Source organism: Saccharophagus degradans 2-40, assembly GCF_000013665.1.
GTDB lineage: Bacteria > Pseudomonadota > Gammaproteobacteria > Pseudomonadales > Cellvibrionaceae > Saccharophagus > Saccharophagus degradans.
This window is the reverse complement of record NC_007912.1, coordinates 3,280,914-3,299,448: the sequence shown is the minus strand read 5'-3', so window position 1 is coordinate 3,299,448 and position 18,535 is coordinate 3,280,914. Positions and strand designations below refer to the sequence as shown.

Genomic DNA, 18,535 nt, shown 5'->3' with positions numbered 1-18,535 from the left:
ATTAGAATGATTCCTCTTTGCGAGCAGTAAGTACTTCTACGCCCGTTGCGGTCACTGCGAGCGTGTGCTCCCATTGCGCAGATAGGCGGCCGTCTCGGGTTTCTACTGTCCAGCCGTCTTTTTTAAGTTTGGTGTGCGGTTTGCCGGCATTAATCATTGGCTCGATAGTGAAGGTCATGCCTTCTTTTAAGGTCATGCCTGTGCCGGGGGTGCCGTAGTGCAATACCTGCGGGTCTTCGTGGAATACCGCACCTATGCCGTGGCCACAGTATTCGCGTACAACGGTGTAGTGATTTTTTTGCGCATGAGTTTGTATCACGTGGCCAATGTCGCCCAAGCGGCAGCCGGGTTTTACCAACTCGATACCTTTATATAGGCATTCCTGAGTGACTTTAACCAAGCGGTGGGCGTGGGGTGCCACGGTGCCCACAAAAAACATTTTACTGGTGTCGCCGTGGTAGCCGTCGAATATGACGGTTACATCAATGTTGATGGTGTCGCCAGACTTCAGCACTTTTTTCTCGGAGGGTATGCCGTGGCACACCACTTGGTTTACCGAGGTACAAATGGATTTGGGAAACCCTTTGTAATTAAGTGGTGCCGGTATAGCTTTTTGAACTTGTGTGATGTAATCGTGGCAAATTTTGTCTAGTTCTGCGGTGGTTACACCGGGTTGCACGTGCTCGCCAATCATTTCGAGCACTTCTGCGGCCATTCGGCCTGCAATGCGCATTTTTTCTATTTCTTCTGGGGTTTTAATCGATACGGCCATAGTCATCTACTAGCGTTTTTAGCTTAATTTGAATGCATTGGTTTTGCTGATACGTAGGGTTTGGCCCCCAAGCGCAACGGCGGTACAGCGTGGCCTATATGCGCGCTCAGCTAGAAAGGCGGCTATTCTACCGTAAACCGAGCGCTAGGGCACGGGGCGTGTGCGAGGAGCTATTTGTGAGTGGGCTTGTTAATAGGCTCGTGTGGCGGGGAGTAGATATAGCCGCGATTGCGCACCGACTTTATAGGGCTAGTTTGCCCAAGTGCATCTGTCAGCTTTTGGCGTATACGACTTATGTGTACGTCTATGCTGCGTTCGCCGGGAGTGTAGGTGCGTTGCAGGCCATGGCTGCACAGGTATTCTTTAGATAAAACCGTATTGGGGTGTTGCGCAAGCAGCTCTAGCAGTGCGTGCTCTGCGCCGGTTAGGGCTAGCGCTTGGTAGGAGGCTGTCATTGGGCTATTTGGTTGGACTAAATTTGAGGGCGCCGCCTGACTACAGCGTCGCAAAAGAATCTCTAGCCGCGTGATAATTTCGATGGGTGCCGCTTGGCTAAGTACAAAGTCGCTGGTTGGGTTTGGCAGGATATCAATAAGCTCCGCGCTTGCCGAATCGACAAGCAAAAGCAATGGCTGAGAGTGCCTAAGTGGTTGGGCAAGATTTTGGTAATACTGGTAGTGTAAAATAAACACGCATGCTCGCTGCACGCAATGTTGTATCTGCTTACTTAGCTCTGCTTCGTGATGAGTAGTTACAGCATGGTAATTACTTTGTTTGAAAGCCCGCTCAAGCTGTAAGCAAGTGGCTAAGTTTGGCGCTGCTATTAATACCGTGGGTTTACTGTGCATTGTTCTCTCGTGGTGGCGCTATTGCGCCACGGGGACTAATGTAAATTGCTGTGATTCGCTATTTGTTATGGCACAGGTCATAAGCGGAGTGCCTTCACTGGCAAACTCGCCGGGTATGGTTAGGCCGTAGTCGGTGTCCTTTTTATTACGTATATAAGTTGTGTCACCTTGGGTGTCTAACAGCCAGCGCTCTACATAGCCGCCTTCATCTTCGGTGAGGTAAACGTTGCTTTGGTATATGCCTTCGCTGGTAGAGCAGAGCCCTTCAAACTCTGTTGCAGTGCGCATGTGGCCATCGGTTTGGCTCTGGTTTACAAGGGCAGCGTAAATGCCCTTGTCGGTGACTATTTTCCAGTGCTGTGATGTGTCTGTTGTGTCGCACGCTTCTAATTCAACTAACCAATAGTTTTTGTTGTCTATTTCGTATTCCTCAATCCCCAAGCAACGCGTGTTGGTGCTGTTTGTTTGTATGGTGTAAATGGGGGAGGTAAGGTTGTCAAAATTATAATTACTGCCACCATAGGTGATAGTTAAATCATCACTGCGAAGGTTTTCTGTCAGCATGGCGGTATGCGTACTTAAGTTTGCAATGGCATCGACGGTGCGATTATTTAAATCAAAGAGGTTTTGAATAAGTTGCACGCCCGTCGCCCAACTGACGTGAAGATCTGCCGCCCCCAGTTGAATAAGGCTGGTTGTTTCTCGTGGGTCATCAAATTCAAAACTATTGTGGCTAATAACACTGTTGATACCAAAGTTTTGGATTAACGGCGCGCGCGAAGTGGTATCGAGCGCTTGGGTATTCTCTATAAAACTATTAAATGAAATGTTTGTGTTCGATGCGCCCGCATCCAAGTTAATAGCGCGGCTATCAGCCATATTAATAAAAATGTTGTGGCTAATTGTATTGCCGTTACTGATTTCGCCGTTGGTTAATTGGTTGGCGTTTATATTGCGTAAATTGGCGTCACCAATGTGAATGGCTGCGGTTGCGTCGTCGCCGCTTAGTTGTGAAAAGCTGTTCAGTTTAATGGTGTTGTTGTTGGCACCGTTGGTTAGGCTTATTGCAGTGCTGTAAAAATCTTCAATAAGCAATTCTTTTAGTGTGATGTTATTTGCACCATTTAAGAGTACTGCAGTGCCGGCGTTTTGCAGGGTGATGCCAGAAATATTCCAATGGCTGCCAGTAAGCGTTATGAGTGTTTCGCTTCCCGTGCCTTTAATAATTACATCGTCGGTAAAGCTTTGCTCGCCAGTAAGGTAGATAGGTTCAATTGCTGTACCCGAGCGATCGGAAAAGAGCATGCCTGTTTCTTTTGTGGTTAGCAGGTATTCGCCCGTGCTAACTCTAATCTCATCGTTAGGCTCGGCTGTACGTATTGCTGTAATAAGTTCTTCCGTTGTTTCTACATTCACTATGTTGTGGCTGCGGCGAATATAGGTAAGGGTATAGGTTTGGCTGTTGCCTCCATTGGCAGAAATTACCGTAATTGTCGCTGTACCAGCGCTCTCGTTTACTTGAAGGGTTTGGGTTTCGCTTGGGTTTATTTCGTTGTTGTTAATAAATACTTTTGCACCTTCTATTTCTGGGGTGATGTCTAGGTTAATGGTATCGGTGTTGTTGTCTATAAAAAATGTGTAGTCGGTTATTCCGCAAACATATTGAAAATAATCGCCGTCGGTATCAAGCTTTAAAAGTTGCGCGTTGCTTTCTATTTGATCGGTAGTTGGGGGTGTTCGGGTTATGGCAATGGTGTAGCGCTCGCTGGTAGAGAAATCTTCTGCAACAACCGTGGTATCTAAATAATTCACCCCAGGGCTTAAGTTGTGATAGTACACATTGCGTTCGTAGGATGTGCTGCCGTTGGTTTGCATGCTTACACCACTGTTTTTTGCTGTAATTTGATATGCAATGGCGCAGGAGCTGTATGGCACCGTTGTTGAATAATCAAATACAGCCTCGCTAAAAGAAGGTGCAAGGCCTAGTGATGTGCCGCTGCCGCTGCCGCTGGCAAAGTCGTAAAGGTTAAAGCTTGTGATGCGCGCGGCAGAAGAAAGCCTGTAGGCGTATATCGTGTAGGTTACAAAAACGTCTTTTTCGCTATCGTAAAGCTGAATGGATATTAAGTTGGCTCCTTCTGCAATGTTGGCGACGAAATGTTTTTCGTCATCAAGTGTTTTCTGATAAGTGCCGTTGCTGTTTTGAATGCTGTAGCTAAAACTGTAGTCGCCGCTCGACTCGAAATGGACGCTCAATGTTTTTTCGCTATTGCTGGTTTCTATTTTGTAGGGCCCAGTTTTTTCGCTGTTGAAATCTAAGGAGTATTCATCAATTGTAAGGCTGGTTAGGCGTTGTGCGCTGGTATCGTAATTGAATTCGTTGCTGCCGCCAGAGCAAGCTGTAATACAGGTTAAAGCTATGAGGATAAGCAGGTATTTAGTTTTCGGTAAGGCGTTTTTTGGGGGTTTTAATTTGTTCATCGGAAGAGTGCAATCAAGTTAAAGTTGCTGGCTTAGGGTGGGCGGTTTTAGATTAGTTCCGAACTATTTGTAGGGTTTACAAATCTTCACATTCCTTAACGTTTGTTTACTTTATTTCGCACGAATATGCAGAAAATGTGAATTTTATATTAAATTCGGTTGTATCGCGTTTTGTGTTGAACTTTGTGCTTTGCCGCTGGGTCTGTTTGGCTAACTAATGGCAGAACCTAATAAGGCAAAGGTAGTAATAATGTTTAATAAAATTAATTTTAAAAGTCGAGCAGCGCTATTTATATTGTGTGGTGTGCTGCTTGGGGGTTGTGGCGGCAGCAGTGGCGATGGCGAAGATACAAGCCCAGATTCTTTTGCGTTTGATGATGAAATAGATGCGCCACTGGCGCAGTGGTATCTCTCTGACGAAATTGAAGTGGAGGGAGTTAACGCCGAAACGCCAATTAGTATTGTGGGTGGTGAGTATTCGATAAATTATGGTGACTTTACCGATGAAGACGGTTCAGTATACGAGGGCGATATAATTATTGTGCGCGTTTTTACCGCAGACACAATTGATACCGAAACCGAGCTCACGCTAACCATTGGTGATGAAGACGATACTTTTACTGTTCGCACGGCTGAGGTTGTGTTGCGAGCGAAAGATGCATTTAAAAAATTAACGTTCAGTTGGGATAGCGTCGACGGTGCCGATTATTATCGCCTGCTTGAAAAAGCTCATGCAGGTGAAGAGTTTGAGCAGGTAGGGCGGGATTTGGAGTCTACCTCAATTGGTTTGACGCTAGATGTGCCTATCCATCGTTTAGATTGGCTTAATGCCGAATACAAGCTGCAAACCTGTACCAATGCCGAATGTTCAGAGTCCGATGCTATTTCTGTTTACAGCTATATGAAGCGTTCGATTGGTTACTTTAAAGCGAGTAACCCCGAAAGCTACGATAGGTTTGGGCGTGTGGCGTTAAGCGCCGACGGCAAAACCTTGGCTGTAGCCGCGCCTGGCGACGACAGTGCTGCAAAGGGTATAGATGGCGATGATGGTGATAACTCGGTAAGTGGCAGTGGCGCAGTTTATGTGTATGTGCGCGATGATGGTGAATGGCGTTTTCAGGCTTATATCAAGGCGTCAAACACTGGCGAGGCGGATGCTTTCGGACGCGCACTGGCCTTAAGTGACGATGGCAACACGCTTGCGGTTGGCGCGCCTTTCGAAGATGGCGCCAGCGCAGGCATTGATGGCGATGGCTTAAGTGATGCTCTGCAGGATAGTGGTGCCGTGTATGTATTTCGTCGGGCGGGAGATGCTTGGTCGCAACAAAACTATATAAAAGCTTCAAACCCTGCGGTTAACGACAACTTTGGCTCGGCATTAGCGCTAAGTGATTATGGTGGCACGCTGGCAGTGGCGGCGCCTGGGCAGGATAGCTCCGCCGTTTTGGTTGGGGGTGATGAAGTCGATCAGCTTGCGGCCGACTCGGGCGCGGTTTACGTGTTTAGCTTAAATGCAGATAACTGGCAGCAGCAGGCTTTTATCAAAGCATCTAACACCGGCGCTGGCGACGGTTTTGGTGGTCGCGTTGCGCTAAGTGCTAATGGTAATTCTTTAGTTGTTGGGGCCCCTTACGAGCAATCGTTGTTTGCTGGTCAGCCTGCAGATAATAGTGCGGCAAATGCCGGTGCAGCCTATGTTTATGGTCGCGCATCCGGCAGCTGGTCGTTTAAAGCCTATTTAAAGGCATCGAACGCCCAGTCTGATGGTCGATTTGGCTCGGCCGTAGCTATAGCAAATGATGGCGCCACAGTGGCAGTGGGTTCTGCGGGTGAAGCGAGTATTGCAATAGGTGTAAATGGCAACCAGTTAGATCGCTCAAATGCAGAATCGGGTGCGGCCTATGTGTTTAATTTAGAGGGCGATGCATGGGTGCAGCACAGCTATATAAAGGCCTCTAATGGCGATATTGGCGACCTTTTTGGGTCGGCCATTGCTTTGAATGCCGCTGGGTCGTTATTGGTGGTGGGTGCGCCGGGTGAGTCAAGCGCTGCCGAGGGGGTAAGCGGAACTCAGCCTGATAACAGCGCTACAGATGCGGGTGCCGCTTACGTGTTTGAACTGAGCGCGGGGGCTTGGAGTCAGTTAAAGTATGTTAAAGCCTCGAATGCGGAGGCGGCCGACGGGTTTGGCTCATATGTCTCGCTGGATGCGTCAGGCGATGTGTTGGCAGTAGGTGCGCCAGAAGAGCGAAGCAGTTCCACGCTATTTTCCAACCTGCAAACAAGTAATGCGCTGAATGCAGCTGGCGCTGTGTATTTGTATTGATTTGCGGCGGCGGGTGGCTTTTGCCGGTCTTCGCGGCAGGCCAGTTGGCAGATTCTCGCCTTTAGGCAAATATTGGCCAAGAAAGTGCTCAAATTCTTTAAGTTTTTGTGCTTATGTGGTATAAAGCGCGCCCAGCTACAACTGCGTCGAGCAACCTTGTGTTGTTTGAGCGTTTAGTTGGGTAAATTTCTTAAACTATACGTCACACATATATCGGCACACTTGTCTGGGTGCCCTAGCTGTTAAAGCGGGGTTGGCTTGTGGGATATATGGAGGCCTAACCCGTAAAACAGGAATACTAATATGCCTACTGTAAGCATGCGCGATATGCTGCAAGCCGGTGTCCACTTTGGTCACCAAACTCGTTACTGGAACCCTAAGATGGGTAAATACATCTTCGGCGCTCGTAACAAAATTCATATCATTAACTTGGAGCACACTGTTCCTGCGTTTAATGAAGCGTTGGCCATTGTTAAGCAATTGGGCAGCCAAAAGAAAAAAGTTTTGTTTGTTGGCACTAAGCGCGCTGCGCAAAAGTCTATTAAAGAGCAAGCAGAACGTTCAAACATGCCTTTCGTTAGCCATCGCTGGTTAGGTGGTATGTTGACCAACTACAAAACTATCCGCGCTTCTATTCGCCGTTACCGCGAACTTGAAACTCAAAGCCAAGACGGTACTTTCGAAAAGCTAACTAAAAAAGAAGCTTTAGTTCGTACTCGTATCATGGAGAAGCTAGAGAAGTCTATCGGTGGTATTAAAGACATGGGCGGTCTACCAGACGCTTTGTTTATCATCGATGTTGAGCACGAGCGTATTGCTATTCAAGAAGCTAATAAATTGGGTATCCCAGTTATTGGTGTTGTTGATACTAACAGTGATCCCGCTGGTGTTGACTACGTAATCCCAGGTAACGACGATGCTATCCGTGCTATCAAGCTATACGCTACTGCAGTTGCAGACGCGTGTATTGAAGGCGCTGCGGACTCTGCATCTGTTCCTAATAAAGACGAATTCGTAGAAGAAAAAGCTGCTGACGCCGAGTAATGCCGGTAGCGCCAAACTCCGTGGCTGTTTATAGCTCCGGGGTTTAGCAAAGCCCAGTTTAATGCGGCTTGATTAGTTGTAACTTAAGTTGGGTAAACAGTATTTCAAAAAGGGGCCATGCCCCTTTTTCAGTTTCTAAAATTTAACCTTGAATAGAGGGCAAACAAAATGGCAGTGTCTGCTTCTTTGGTAAAAGAACTGCGCGAGCGTACTGGCTTGGGCATGATGGAATGTAAAAAAGCATTGGTTGAAACCGATGGTGATATCGACGTTGCGATTGAGAATTTGCGTAAAGCTTCTGGCCTTAAAGCAGCTAAAAAAGCAGATCGTACTGCTGCTGAAGGTGTTGTTGCGGTTAAGGTTGCAGAAGATGGCAGCTACGGCGTAATGGTTGAAGTTAACTCGGAGACTGACTTCGTTGCACGCGACGCGGGTTTCTTGGCGTTTGTTGATACCGTTGTAAACAAAGCTTTCGACACTAAAGCTACTGATGTAGCGGCTTTGGCTGGCGATGAAATTGAATCAACTCGTCAAGCATTGGTTCAAAAAATTGGTGAGAACATTGGCGTTCGTCGCGTTCAGCTTATCGAAGCTGGTTCAGGCGTTGTTGGTGCTTATCTTCACTCTAACAACCGCATTGCAGTGTTAACTCAGTTGACTGCTGGTGATGTTGAGTTGGCTCGCGACATCGCTATGCACGTTGCTGCTGTTAACCCTCAAGTGGTTAACTCTGCCGACATGCCTGCAGAAGTTGTAGAGAAAGAGAAAGAAATCATCAAGGCTCAACCAGATATGGAAGGCAAGCCTGCTGAGATCGTTGATAAAATGATGGTAGGCCGTATCAACAAGTTCTTGAAAGAGAACAGCTTGGTAGATCAGCCTTTCGTTAAAAACCCTGAAGTAACTGTTGGCAAGCTAGCGAAAGACGCTGGCGCTGAAGTTGTTGGCTTCGTGCGTTTTGAAGTAGGTGAAGGCATTGAAAAAGTAGAAGAAGACTTCGCGGCAGAAGTTGCTGCTCAAGTTGCTGCTTCTAAGGCGTAAGTTACGCTAGTTTCAGCGTCTTAATTGACGCACCTTGCAAAAAGGCGGGATACATCTCCCGCCTTTTTGCTGTTACACTTTCGCGAATTTTTACCAACTTGCCTCACAATGGAGTTAGTCGATGCCAAACACCCCCGATCGAAAGTATAAACGTATTCTCCTCAAGCTCAGTGGCGAGCAGTTAATGGGCGATGAAGGGTTCGGTATAGACCCTAAAGTATTAGATAAAATGGCCCTAGAAATTGGGCAGTTAGTAGGGATTGGGGTTCAGGTAGGCTTGGTTATAGGTGGTGGTAACCTGTTTAGAGGTGCTGCGCTAAGTCGAGCAGGGCTAGATCGCGTGACCGGTGACCATATGGGTATGCTGGCTACGGTAATGAATGCGCTGGCAATGCGCGATGCGCTTGAGCGCTCTAACATTTCTTCTACGGTAATGTCTGCTATTCCGATGCACGGCGTTACCGATCAGTACGACCGCCGCAAGGCGCTTCGCCTGCTAGACAACGGCGAAGTTGTTATTTTTTCTGCCGGTACCGGCAATCCATTCTTTACTACCGATTCTGCCGCGTGCCTGCGTGGCATAGAAGTGAATGCGGAATTGGTTTTGAAGGCGACCAAAGTAGACGGCGTTTATTCCGCCGACCCTATGAAAGATCCCACCGCCGTTCGTTACTCAAAACTCACCTACGAGAAAGTGCTAACCGAACAGTTGGGCGTAATGGACTTGACGGCAATTTGTTTGTGTCAAGATCACAATATGCCAGTGCGTGTATTCCAAATGGATAAACAGGGTGCGCTTCTAAACATCGTTGTTGGCGGTGATGAAGGCACTTTGATTCAGGGTAAAGAAACTGAAGAGGCTTAATGACAATGATAGATGATATTAAAAGTGATTCAGAAGAACGTATGTCTCGTGCCATTGAGGCGCTAGGCACTCACTTTAACAAAATTCGTACTGGCCGTGCGCACCCAAGCATTTTAGATGGGGTGATGGTGTCCTACTACGGAAGCGCCACGCCTTTAAGCCAGGTTGCTAACGTGACGGTATTGGATGCGCGTACTTTGTCTATTAGCCCTTGGGAAAAAAACATAGTGCCTGAAATTGAAAAGGCAATTATGAAGTCTGACCTAGGCTTAAACCCAGTAACCACAGGCGATTTGATACGTGTGCCAATGCCTATGCTTACTGAAGAAACGCGCAAAGGCTACATCAAGCGTGCTCGTGCAGAAGCAGAATCTGCCCGTGTTTCTATTCGAAATGTTCGTCGCGATGCCTTGGCAGAAGTGAAGGCGCTAGTGAAAGACAAAGAAATTAGCGAAGACGACGAGCGCAGAGCAGCGGACGAGATTCAACAAATTACTAATAAGTACGTAGCTGAAGTAGATAAAGCGCTTAGCGCCAAAGAAAAGGATCTAATGGAGATTTGATCCTAGAGAAATTACATGGATAACAGTGATATAGAAGAAAGTCGTTTGCGCCATGTTGCCATCATTATGGATGGCAACAATCGCTGGGCAAAACGTGAAGGTAAGCAAGGCATTGCCGGTCATAAGGCTGGGGTGGAGCGCATTCGCGATGTACTAGCCGCGTGTCGTGCTCAGGGCGTCGAAGTTCTCACACTGTTTGCTTTTAGTAGCGAGAACTGGCGCCGTCCACCCATTGAGGTTGAAGCCTTAATGGGTTTGTTTTATAGCTACCTTAAAAAAGAAGCGCGCAAACTGGCCGAAGAAGGCGTAGCGTTGCGGGTTATCGGCAATCGCAGCCGTTTCTCTAAAAGTTTGTTGCGCGCTATAGAAGAGGCAGAGTCGACAGCCTCAGACGGTGATGCAACATTGGTTATTGCGGCCGATTACGGTGGTTGCTGGGATATCGCCAACTCCGCTCGTCAGTTGGCTGAGGCGGCTGTTCGCGGTGATATCACCCCCGAGCAAATTGATGAGCATGCGCTGTCTAATCATATTCAAACCGCGGGCCTCCCCCCTTTAGATTTGCTTATTCGCACCGGTGGCGAGTTGCGTATTAGTAACTTTTTACTGTGGCAAGCAGCCTACGCCGAGTTGTATTTTAGCGATTTGCTATGGCCAGATTTCGGCAAAGATGCGCTAGATGAAGCTGTAGCAGACTTTCATCGTCGCCAGCGCCGATTCGGCAAAACCTCCGATCAATTAAAACAAGAGGCTGCTCGTGCTTAAACAACGCGTTATTACCGCCATCATTATGGTGTCTGTCTTTGCTTCCGTTTTAGTGTTTCTTCCTTGGCAGGCATTTGCAGTGTTGGCGGCTGGCGTGTTTTTGGTGGGCGCGTGGGAATGGGCTCCACTGGCGGGAGTGACCTCTGCGTTAGGAAGAGTTGCTTACGCATTAAGTACGGGAATATTAGGTGCCGTACTGTCTTATTTCACCCATTGGCAGGGCGATACCGAGCTGCTGCAAACGCTGCTAGTTGGGGCGTGTGTATGGTGGGCGGTAGCGCTGCTGTGGATTCAGGGTTACCCGTCGAGCGCAGTGTTATGGCGTGCTCCGCCTCTGCGTATGCTTATGGGGTGGTTGGTCATAGTGCCTGCGTGGTTAGGCTGTTTATACCTGCGCTCGCAAACTTCTGGCGCATGGCTAATTTTGATTGTCGTGCTGGCTGTTGCCGCCGCCGATATTGGCGCTTATTTTAGTGGTCGAGCCTTTGGTAAGCGCAAGCTGGCTGTGAATGTTAGCCCTGGTAAATCCTGGGAGGGCGTTTGGGGTGGTTTGTGCGCATCTGTGGTTTTTGCGTTAATCGTTTTCTTTGTTGCTGGCGCACCTTATTGGTGGGTTCCTATTGTAGTCATCTTGCCATCGGCCATGATCTCTGTCGTGGGTGATTTGCTCGAAAGCATGCTAAAGCGCCACACTGGTATCAAGGACAGCAGCCAGTTGTTACCCGGCCACGGCGGTGTGTTGGATCGCATCGATGGCTTGGTGGCCGCAGTACCTGTTTTCACTCTTGCCTATCTCTCGGCCGGCTGGGGCTTATAAGTCCATGCAGCAGATTTGTGTTCTCGGCTCAACCGGCTCTATAGGTATAAGCACACTTGATGTGCTCGCTTCCCATCCAGACAAATTTTCTGTGTATGCGCTTACAGCGAATTCCAGTATCGACTTGCTGGTAGAGCAGTGCCTAAAGTTTTCGCCGCAATATGCTGTTATTCGGGATGAAGCGCTGTATTTACCGTTGAAGCAGCGTATCGAGTCGCTAAATTGTACAACGGAAGTGCTTGCTGGTGAGCAGGCGCTGTGCGATGTAGCCTCCGCAGTCCAAGTAGATTCCGTGATGGCCGCCATAGTAGGCGCCGCGGGTTTGGCGCCAACCTTGGCTGCTGTAGAGGCGGGTAAGCGTGTGCTGCTGGCCAATAAAGAAAGTTTAGTGATGAGCGGCAAGCTGTTTATGCAAGCAGCTAAGGCCGCTTCCGCATTGGTTTTACCAATAGATAGCGAGCACAACGCGATTTTTCAGTGCTTACCGCAGCCGTATACGTCGTTAGCGGATGCGGGCGTGCAAAAAATATTACTCACCGGCTCCGGCGGTCCGTTTCGCGACACGCCACTTGCCGATTTAAGTGCTAAAACGCCAGACCAAGCATGCGCACACCCTAATTGGTCTATGGGGCGAAAGATATCTGTCGACTCTGCCACCATGATGAATAAAGGGTTGGAGTTTATAGAAGCCTGCTGGTTATTCGACGCAACCCCAGAGCAAATAGAGATAGTTGTTCACCCGCAAAGTATTATCCATTCGATGGTGCAATATGTAGATGGGTCGGTGCTTGCGCAGATGGGGAACCCCGATATGCGCACGCCCATTGCGCATTGTTTAGATTGGCCTCGCAGAATAGATTCTGGGGTGGCGTCGTTAGATTTCTTTGCGTTACAGGGGTTAGATTTTTGCCGCCCCGATTACCAGCGCTTTCCCGCGCTTGCCTTGGCCACTAGCGCCATTAAAAGTGGTGGAACGTACCCTGTAGCATTGAATGCTGCCAATGAAGTGGCGGTAGCCTTGTTTTTAGAAGAAAAAATCAAATTTACAGATATTGCGGCAATTATTGCTGCAGTATTAGAAGATTGGGAAACTTGTGAACCTGATACAATCGCTGCGGTCAAAGAAGCCGACGCAATAGCGCGCAAGCTGGCTTATAGTGTAGCCGCGAAATTTGGTTATTAAGTTTGTGTTAACGCCATGCGTGTAAGGATGAGTGATTCTTGTACAGTATGTGCTTACTTTGGAATGTATTTGGAACAATTACGTGGTATCTAGTTTGAGTACGCTTCTGTGGTTCTTAATAGCAATTAGTATTTTGGTTGCTATCCATGAATACGGCCATTTCTACGTGGCCAGACGTTGTGGCGTAAAGGTTCTACGATTCTCTATTGGGTTTGGGCCGAGACTGTTAACCTGGACCGATAAAAAAGGTACCGAGTTTGCCTTGTCTGCCATCCCATTGGGTGGCTACGTAAAAATGCTCGATGAGCGTGAAGGCGAAGTAGATGAAGCCGAGCGCCCCTACGCGTTTTCAAGTAAAAAGCCGTGGCAGCGTATTTTAATTGCTTTTGCTGGCCCCCTCGCCAATTTTATTTTCGCCATACTGCTGTTCTGGCTAATCGTAGCTGTGCGCGGCGAGTTTCAGATGTTTCCCGTGGTTGGTGAAGTGAAGCCCAATTCTGTCGCAGCGCTGGCAGGCTTGGAGGCAGGGCAAGAAATTCTTGCGATAGATGGCGAGCCCACACCTTCAACAGAAGCGGTTTTGCATCATCTTATTTCGCGCTTAGGTGAAACTGGGCCAATTACTTTTACCGTAAGCTACCCAGATTCCACCTTGCAATACGAATCTCAAGGGCAGCTTCATGAATGGCTGCGCGATGCGGAACAGCCGGACCCAATTGAAGGTATAGGTATTGTTTTTTATCAGCCGCCTGCTGTCATTAGCGAGGTGACAGAGGGTAAGCCTGCATTTGATGCGGGCTTCGAAGCGGGTGATATTGTTGTCGCTACCGATGGCATTCCTATGGGAAGCAGCCGCAAGTGGACCACTTATATATCCGAGCGCCCTAATCAGGAGCTTGAGGTTGAAGTAGAGCGTGCTGGTGAAATCATTGCGCTAAAAGTCACCCCGGCACAAGAAACCAGCGAAGATGGTAAAACGGTGGGGCGCATAGGTGTTGGAGTAACCACTAACTACAAAGGCTCTTACCGCAGAATAGAATACGGCCCCGGTGAAGCATTTGTTCGAGGCGTGCAAAAAACATGGGAAACAGTCGATTTTGTCTTGCTTTCCATAAAGAAGCTCATTTTAGGTGAAATCTCCACTAAAAACTTGAGTGGACCGATAGGCATTGCTAAAGTTGCCGGCGATTCCGCGAAGGCGGGTAGCTGGGCATTTGTTAGCTTCCTCGCAATGATTAGCGTTTACCTTGGTGTACTCAATTTATTGCCCGTTCCAGTATTAGATGGTGGGCATATCTTGTTCGGGCTTATCGAGTGGGTGAAAGGTAGCCCGTTATCTGAACGAGTTCAGGCATTAGGCTATCAGGCAGGGCTGGCTATGGTTCTGTGTTTGATGGTGGTGGCCTTTTATAATGATTTGGTGCGTTTGTAGTTACTAACAAGCGCAATTAATAGAACAACAACAAGCGGATTTTCTGGTTGAACTCCAAATATAATATGAAGCAGATTCTTGTAGTTTTGACATTGTTAACTTTGTCAGTGTCGTCTTATGCGGTGAATTTCACCGTTACCGATATCCGATTAGAGGGGTTACAGCGCGTATCCGCTAGCCCCGTGTTTGCCGCTATGCCTGTTAGGGTGGGCGATAGCATCGATTCCGAAGATGTGCGCGAAGTTATCCGCTCTATATTTGCTACGGGCTATTTTACCAACGTGCAAGTAGCACGCGACGGCAACGACCTTGTTGTTATTTTGCAAGAACGCCCAGCGATTAAGTCGATAGAGTTCGACGGTAACAAAGCAATTAAAACCGAGCAGCTCGAAGAGGTAATGACCGAAAACGGTATTGCCGAAGGCGAAATTTTGCAGCGCCACATGTTGCAGCAAATTACTCGCGAGCTAGAGCGTCAATACATTGGTCAATCGCGTTACAGTGCCAATGTAGAAGCAGTAGTTGAAGATTTAGCCAACAATATGGTGGCCATTAAAGTTGAAGTCGATGAGGGCAAAGCGGCCAGCATTCTTCACTTTAATATCGTTGGTAACGAAATATTTAGTGATGAGGAGCTTTTTAATGCTTTCGAGTTGCGTGAAAGTGTTTGGTGGAAGTTCTTCTCTAAGGCCGATCAATATTCGCGCGAAAAGCTAAGCGGCGACATTGAGAAATTAGAATCCTTTTACTTAGATCGCGGTTACTTAGATTTTAAAGTGCTGTCGAGCCAAGTGTCTGTAAGCCCAGATAAAGAGTCAGTGTATATCACCCTAAATATTAAAGAGGGTGGTGTATATACCGTTAAAGATCTCGATATTGCTGGTGACCCAATATTGCCAGAAGAGCGTGTGCGCCGATTAATCTTGTTGCGCAAAGGTGAAACCTTCTCGCAAATTTTAATGACGGATACCGCAGAGTACATAAAAACCCTACTTGGTAACGCCGGTTATACCAACGCTACAGTAGAAGGTATTCCAGAAAAGAACCCAGAAGATAATACCGTTGTTGTTAACTTCTTGATCGACCCCGGCAAGCGCGTGTATGTGCGTCGTGTAGAGTTCCGCGGTAACACCAAATCGAGCGACGAAGTGTTGCGCCGCGAAATGCGTCAACACGAAGGTGCATCGGCTTCTAACGCGCGCATTGAACAGTCAAAAGTTCGTTTAGAGCGTTTGGGCTTCTTTAAAGAAGTAACCGTAGAAAACAAAGATGTGCCAGGCACCGACGATTTAATCGATGTTGAGTTTACTGTGGAGGAGCAACCTTCAGGTCAAATTCAAGCGAGTATCGGCTATGCGCAGTACACCGGTTTAAACCTTGCGTTAAATATTCAAGAAAACAACTGGTTGGGTACAGGTAAACAAGTTAACTTTGGTATTAATAAAAACACTTACCAAACGATCTATAACTTTGGTTATAACGACCCGTACTTTACCCCAGACGGTGTGAGCCGTGGTTTCTCGGCATTCTATCGCACGCGAGATTACAGCCGCTTACGGGTTGCAGAATACGCCACGGATTCGTTCGGCGGTAATTTAAACTTTGGTTATCCTATTTCTGAAATTGAGCGTATTGGCTTTGGCGTGGGTATCGATCACCAGTCGGTTACTGCGGGTAGTCGTGCAGCAGCAGAGATTCTAACCAGCCCTGTGCTGCGCTCTGGTAGTGATGCCTCGTATATTACACAAACCGATTACAGCCAATATATTGCTTCAGGTTTATTGGATGAAAACGGTATACCTGTTGAATATTTGCTAGATAGCAGGCCTGTAGAGCAAGATATGCTACTCGATGTAGACGAGGGCTTTATCAATAAATACGGCGATCAATTCTTGAGTGGTACGGTTAATTTTAACTGGACTCGTATGACCCTTAACCGCGGTGTGCTTGCAACACGTGGTAGTTCGCAGCGCTTCTCGGTAGAGGCAACCATTCCTGGTAGCGACCTGCAATACTATAAGTTTAACTACGAGGCTCAAGCGTTTGTACCTCTGTCACGCTTCTTTACTTTGCGCTTTAAGACCACCTTGGGTTACGGGGATGGTTATGGCAAGATGGAGCATCTCCCGTTTTTCGAGAACTTCTACGCGGGTGGTTTTGGTTCAGTACGCGGTTTCGAACGCTCCACACTTGGTCCTAAAGGTACACCGCCAAGAGGCTACTCCACCACGCACAGTGGTTGGATCGATTTAAATCGTAATGGCCAAAAGGATGACCCCACTTATGTAGATACCAACGGCAACGGTATTTACGACGAAGATGAATTCTTTAATGAATACGTGGGCTATAACAGCACCTATATTTTGTGTGACAATGCCACCTACTGTGAGCCAGGCAAATTAATGTACAGCTCCACTTCTGGCGGGTTTATTAACACCAGAGAAAACGCAATTGGTGGTAATGTACTTACCGAGTTTACAACTGAGTTATTGTTGCCAATCCCATTTATTGAAGATACTCGCTCTATGCAGTTAGTAGCGTTTGTTGACGCAGGTAACGTATTTTCAACGGATTGTGGATCTGAGCAAATTGGTTGTAGCAACGTCGATTTTGAAAAACTGAGCTCGTCAGCTGGTATTGGCTTTACGTGGATATCGGGTTTTGGGCCAATGACATTCAGCGTGGCTAAGGCGCTGCATGAAAATGAATTCGATTCGAGAGAAGTGTTTCAGTTCTCTTTTGGTAGCGGGTTTTAATTTTAATAACGTATCAAATACATAAATAAACAAACGTTGAGAGATTTAATTATGAAGTTTGGCAAGATTGTAATCGCATTATGTTTAACCGTAGTGGCTCCTTTTGCAGCTGCTGGCAAGGTTGTTGTGTTGGATCATCAAATAGCTATGCTTGCTACCGACTTTGCAAAAAGCCGTTTTGAAGCATTACAAGCTAACCCAGAGTTTTCTAAAGTGGTTGCACAATACGAAACACTAAGTGCCGACTTAACAGCGCTTGGTAAAGAAGCAGAAACAAAAGGTATGACTTGGGGCGCAGAGCAAGTTGCTAATCACCGCAAAAAAGAAGAGTACATAAAAGCAGATTTGCAGTTGGCTTATCAAAAAATACAGGCAGAGCGCAAAGCGGCTAACGAAAGTATTATTCGTGAATTGCAACCTAAGCTTGAAGGCGTGCTAAACAAGCTTATCGAGTCTGAAGGTATTGATATTATTCTTAGCAAGCAAGCGGCTTTTTACGCGAGTGAAAATGCAGATATCACCCGTAAGGTTGTAGATGCTTTAAACAAAGCTAAATAATTAGCTTCTATTTACATAGAGGATAAATGTGAGCAATTGTAAGTTTACCTTGGCTCAGCTTGCCGACCACTTGGATGCGCAAATGGTTGGCGATGCAAATTATACTGTTGAGTGTATTGCTCCTTTGGAAAGCGCGGGTAAAAACGCGCTTTCCTTTTTGGCGAACAGTAAATATGAAAAAGCGTTAGCCACTAGCCAAGCAGGTATTATGCTGCTGGCGCAGGATTCTGCCGAAAAGTTTAACGGCAACAAGCTAATTGTTAAAAACCCTTACCTTTGTTACGCAAAGTTGAGCGAGCTATTTAATTTTAGGCTCGCTAAAAAGCAAGGTGTACATCCATCTGCTACAGTCGATGCTGACGCAACGGTAGCTGCCGATGCTTATATTGGCCCCAACTGTGTAATTGAAGCAGGCGCTGTTATTGGTGGTGGCACGCAATTAGGTGCAGGGTGTTTTGTGGGTGCCGATACAAAACTGGGTAACAATTGTTTACTGCATGCAAACGTAACGCTCTATGCTGGCGTAGAGCTAGGTAACAAAGTATTAATTCATAGTGGCACTGTTATCGGGTCTGATGGGTTTGGTTTTGCGCCAAGCGCCGAGGGCTGGGTTAAAATTCACCAATTGGGTGGCGTTGTTATTGGTAACAACGTGGAGATTGGCTCAAACACCTCAATTGATCGCGGTGCGCTAGACGACACGATTATTGAAGATGGGGTTATTATCGATAACCTCGTTCATATTGCTCACAATGTAAAAATTGGCGCAGGCTCTGCAATCGCCGGTTGTGTGGGTATTGCTGGCAGTGCCGTTATAGGCAAAAACTGTACAGTAGCGGGAATGGTCGCCATTAATGGCCATATAACCATCGCAGATAACACACACTTTCACGGCGGCACCATTGTAACTAAAGGTGTTAAAGAGTCTGGTGCTTATGCATCTGCACCTCCTATGCAAGAGGTGAGTAAATGGCGTCGCAATGCTGTGCGTTATGGACAGCTAGATGAATGGGTAGAAAAAATTAAAGCGCTACAAAAAGCGCAAAAAGACTGATTACTTTTATTATTTTTGGGGCGTCATTAC

The 18,535-nt window shown here is 47.2% G+C and carries 15 protein-coding genes; 12 read left to right on the top strand and 3 right to left on the bottom strand.

Translation table 11 applies throughout. The features are described from left to right. Nucleotide 1 precedes the first annotated feature (1 nt). The 3 genes from map to SDE_RS13615 all read right to left on the bottom strand — a co-directional run bounded on the left by map (nt 2) and on the right by SDE_RS13615 (nt 4,101). Nucleotides 2-772, bottom strand: a complete 771-nt coding sequence (gene map, locus SDE_RS13625) for a type I methionyl aminopeptidase (protein ID WP_041324706.1) — start codon at nt 770-772, stop codon at nt 2-4. A gap of 170 nt (nt 773-942) precedes the next feature. Beyond that, nucleotides 943-1,620: a winged helix-turn-helix domain-containing protein gene (locus SDE_RS21375; RefSeq protein WP_011469077.1), complete on the bottom strand. Its 678-nt coding sequence runs from the start codon at nt 1,618-1,620 to the stop codon at nt 943-945. An 18-nt stretch (nt 1,621-1,638) separates the two neighbouring features. Next, nucleotides 1,639-4,101, bottom strand: coding sequence for a cadherin-like beta sandwich domain-containing protein (locus SDE_RS13615; RefSeq protein ID WP_011469076.1), 2,463 nt, complete (start codon nt 4,099-4,101; stop codon nt 1,639-1,641). A gap of 250 nt (nt 4,102-4,351) precedes the next feature. Here SDE_RS13615 and SDE_RS13610 point away from each other — a divergent pair, with 250 nt between their 5' ends. The 12 genes from SDE_RS13610 (at nt 4,352) to lpxD (ending at nt 18,505) form a co-directional block, all read left to right on the top strand. Then, nucleotides 4,352-6,427, top strand: a complete 2,076-nt coding sequence (locus tag SDE_RS13610) for a histidine kinase (protein WP_011469075.1) — start codon at nt 4,352-4,354, stop codon at nt 6,425-6,427. A gap of 303 nt (nt 6,428-6,730) precedes the next feature. Beyond that, on the top strand, nt 6,731-7,471 hold the full coding sequence (gene rpsB, locus SDE_RS13605) for a 30S ribosomal protein S2 (RefSeq protein WP_011469074.1): 741 nt from the start codon (nt 6,731-6,733) through the stop codon (nt 7,469-7,471). A gap of 168 nt (nt 7,472-7,639) precedes the next feature. Beyond that, nucleotides 7,640-8,512 carry a translation elongation factor Ts gene (gene tsf / locus SDE_RS13600; protein WP_011469073.1) on the top strand — a complete coding sequence of 291 codons (873 nt, stop codon included), beginning with the start codon at nt 7,640-7,642 and terminating at the stop codon, nt 8,510-8,512. Between the two features lie 121 nt (nt 8,513-8,633). After that, nucleotides 8,634-9,377: a UMP kinase gene (gene pyrH / locus SDE_RS13595; protein WP_011469072.1), complete on the top strand. Its 744-nt coding sequence runs from the start codon at nt 8,634-8,636 to the stop codon at nt 9,375-9,377. A gap of 5 nt (nt 9,378-9,382) precedes the next feature. Further along, on the top strand, nt 9,383-9,940 hold the full coding sequence (gene frr / locus SDE_RS13590; RefSeq protein ID WP_041325775.1) for a ribosome recycling factor: 558 nt from the start codon (nt 9,383-9,385) through the stop codon (nt 9,938-9,940). Between the two features lie 15 nt (nt 9,941-9,955). Further along, nucleotides 9,956-10,705 carry a polyprenyl diphosphate synthase gene (gene uppS, locus SDE_RS13585; RefSeq protein WP_011469070.1) on the top strand — a complete coding sequence of 250 codons (750 nt, stop codon included), beginning with the start codon at nt 9,956-9,958 and terminating at the stop codon, nt 10,703-10,705. Continuing rightward, a complete protein-coding gene (locus SDE_RS13580; RefSeq protein WP_011469069.1) occupies nt 10,698-11,522 on the top strand; it encodes a phosphatidate cytidylyltransferase in 825 nt (274 codons plus the stop codon). The genes uppS and SDE_RS13580 overlap by 8 nt, the downstream gene beginning before the upstream one ends. Nucleotides 11,523-11,526: 4 nt before the next feature. Further along, nucleotides 11,527-12,705: a 1-deoxy-D-xylulose-5-phosphate reductoisomerase gene (gene ispC, locus SDE_RS13575; RefSeq protein WP_011469068.1), complete on the top strand. Its 1,179-nt coding sequence runs from the start codon at nt 11,527-11,529 to the stop codon at nt 12,703-12,705. 31 nt (nt 12,706-12,736) lie between these two features. Further along, entirely contained in the window at nt 12,737-14,137 is a 1,401-nt protein-coding gene (gene rseP / locus SDE_RS13570; RefSeq protein WP_011469067.1) for an RIP metalloprotease RseP, read from the top strand. 65 nt (nt 14,138-14,202) lie between these two features. Beyond that, nucleotides 14,203-16,893, top strand: coding sequence for an outer membrane protein assembly factor BamA (gene bamA / locus SDE_RS13565; protein ID WP_011469066.1), 2,691 nt, complete (start codon nt 14,203-14,205; stop codon nt 16,891-16,893). A 51-nt stretch (nt 16,894-16,944) separates the two neighbouring features. Continuing rightward, the gene (locus SDE_RS13560; RefSeq protein ID WP_011469065.1) at nt 16,945-17,451 is read left to right on the top strand and encodes an OmpH family outer membrane protein; all 507 of its coding nucleotides are present in this window, start codon (nt 16,945-16,947) and stop codon (nt 17,449-17,451) included. Between the two features lie 28 nt (nt 17,452-17,479). Then, nucleotides 17,480-18,505 (top strand): UDP-3-O-(3-hydroxymyristoyl)glucosamine N-acyltransferase, encoded by a 1,026-nt coding sequence (lpxD, locus tag SDE_RS13555; protein WP_011469064.1) that lies wholly within the window; start codon nt 17,480-17,482, stop codon nt 18,503-18,505. The last annotated feature ends 30 nt before the right edge of the window (nt 18,506-18,535 follow it).

Excerpts from the sequence above, each read along its gene's own strand:
- SDE_RS13610 (WP_011469075.1), top strand. The coding sequence starts at position 4,352 with ATGTTTAATAAAATTAATTTTAAAAGTCGAGCAGCGCTATTTATATTG.
- pyrH (WP_011469072.1), top strand. The coding sequence starts at position 8,634 with ATGCCAAACACCCCCGATCGAAAGTATAAACGTATTCTCCTCAAGCTC.
- SDE_RS13615 (WP_011469076.1), bottom strand. The coding sequence starts at position 4,101 with ATGAACAAATTAAAACCCCCAAAAAACGCCTTACCGAAAACTAAATAC.
- rpsB (WP_011469074.1), top strand. The coding sequence starts at position 6,731 with ATGCCTACTGTAAGCATGCGCGATATGCTGCAAGCCGGTGTCCACTTT.
- bamA (WP_011469066.1), top strand. The coding sequence starts at position 14,203 with ATGAAGCAGATTCTTGTAGTTTTGACATTGTTAACTTTGTCAGTGTCG.
- uppS (WP_011469070.1), top strand. The coding sequence starts at position 9,956 with ATGGATAACAGTGATATAGAAGAAAGTCGTTTGCGCCATGTTGCCATC.
- tsf (WP_011469073.1), top strand. The coding sequence starts at position 7,640 with ATGGCAGTGTCTGCTTCTTTGGTAAAAGAACTGCGCGAGCGTACTGGC.
- SDE_RS21375 (WP_011469077.1), bottom strand. The coding sequence starts at position 1,620 with ATGCACAGTAAACCCACGGTATTAATAGCAGCGCCAAACTTAGCCACT.
- map (WP_041324706.1), bottom strand. The coding sequence starts at position 772 with ATGGCCGTATCGATTAAAACCCCAGAAGAAATAGAAAAAATGCGCATT.
- SDE_RS13560 (WP_011469065.1), top strand. The coding sequence starts at position 16,945 with ATGAAGTTTGGCAAGATTGTAATCGCATTATGTTTAACCGTAGTGGCT.
- frr (WP_041325775.1), top strand. The coding sequence starts at position 9,383 with ATGATAGATGATATTAAAAGTGATTCAGAAGAACGTATGTCTCGTGCC.
- ispC (WP_011469068.1), top strand. The coding sequence starts at position 11,527 with ATGCAGCAGATTTGTGTTCTCGGCTCAACCGGCTCTATAGGTATAAGC.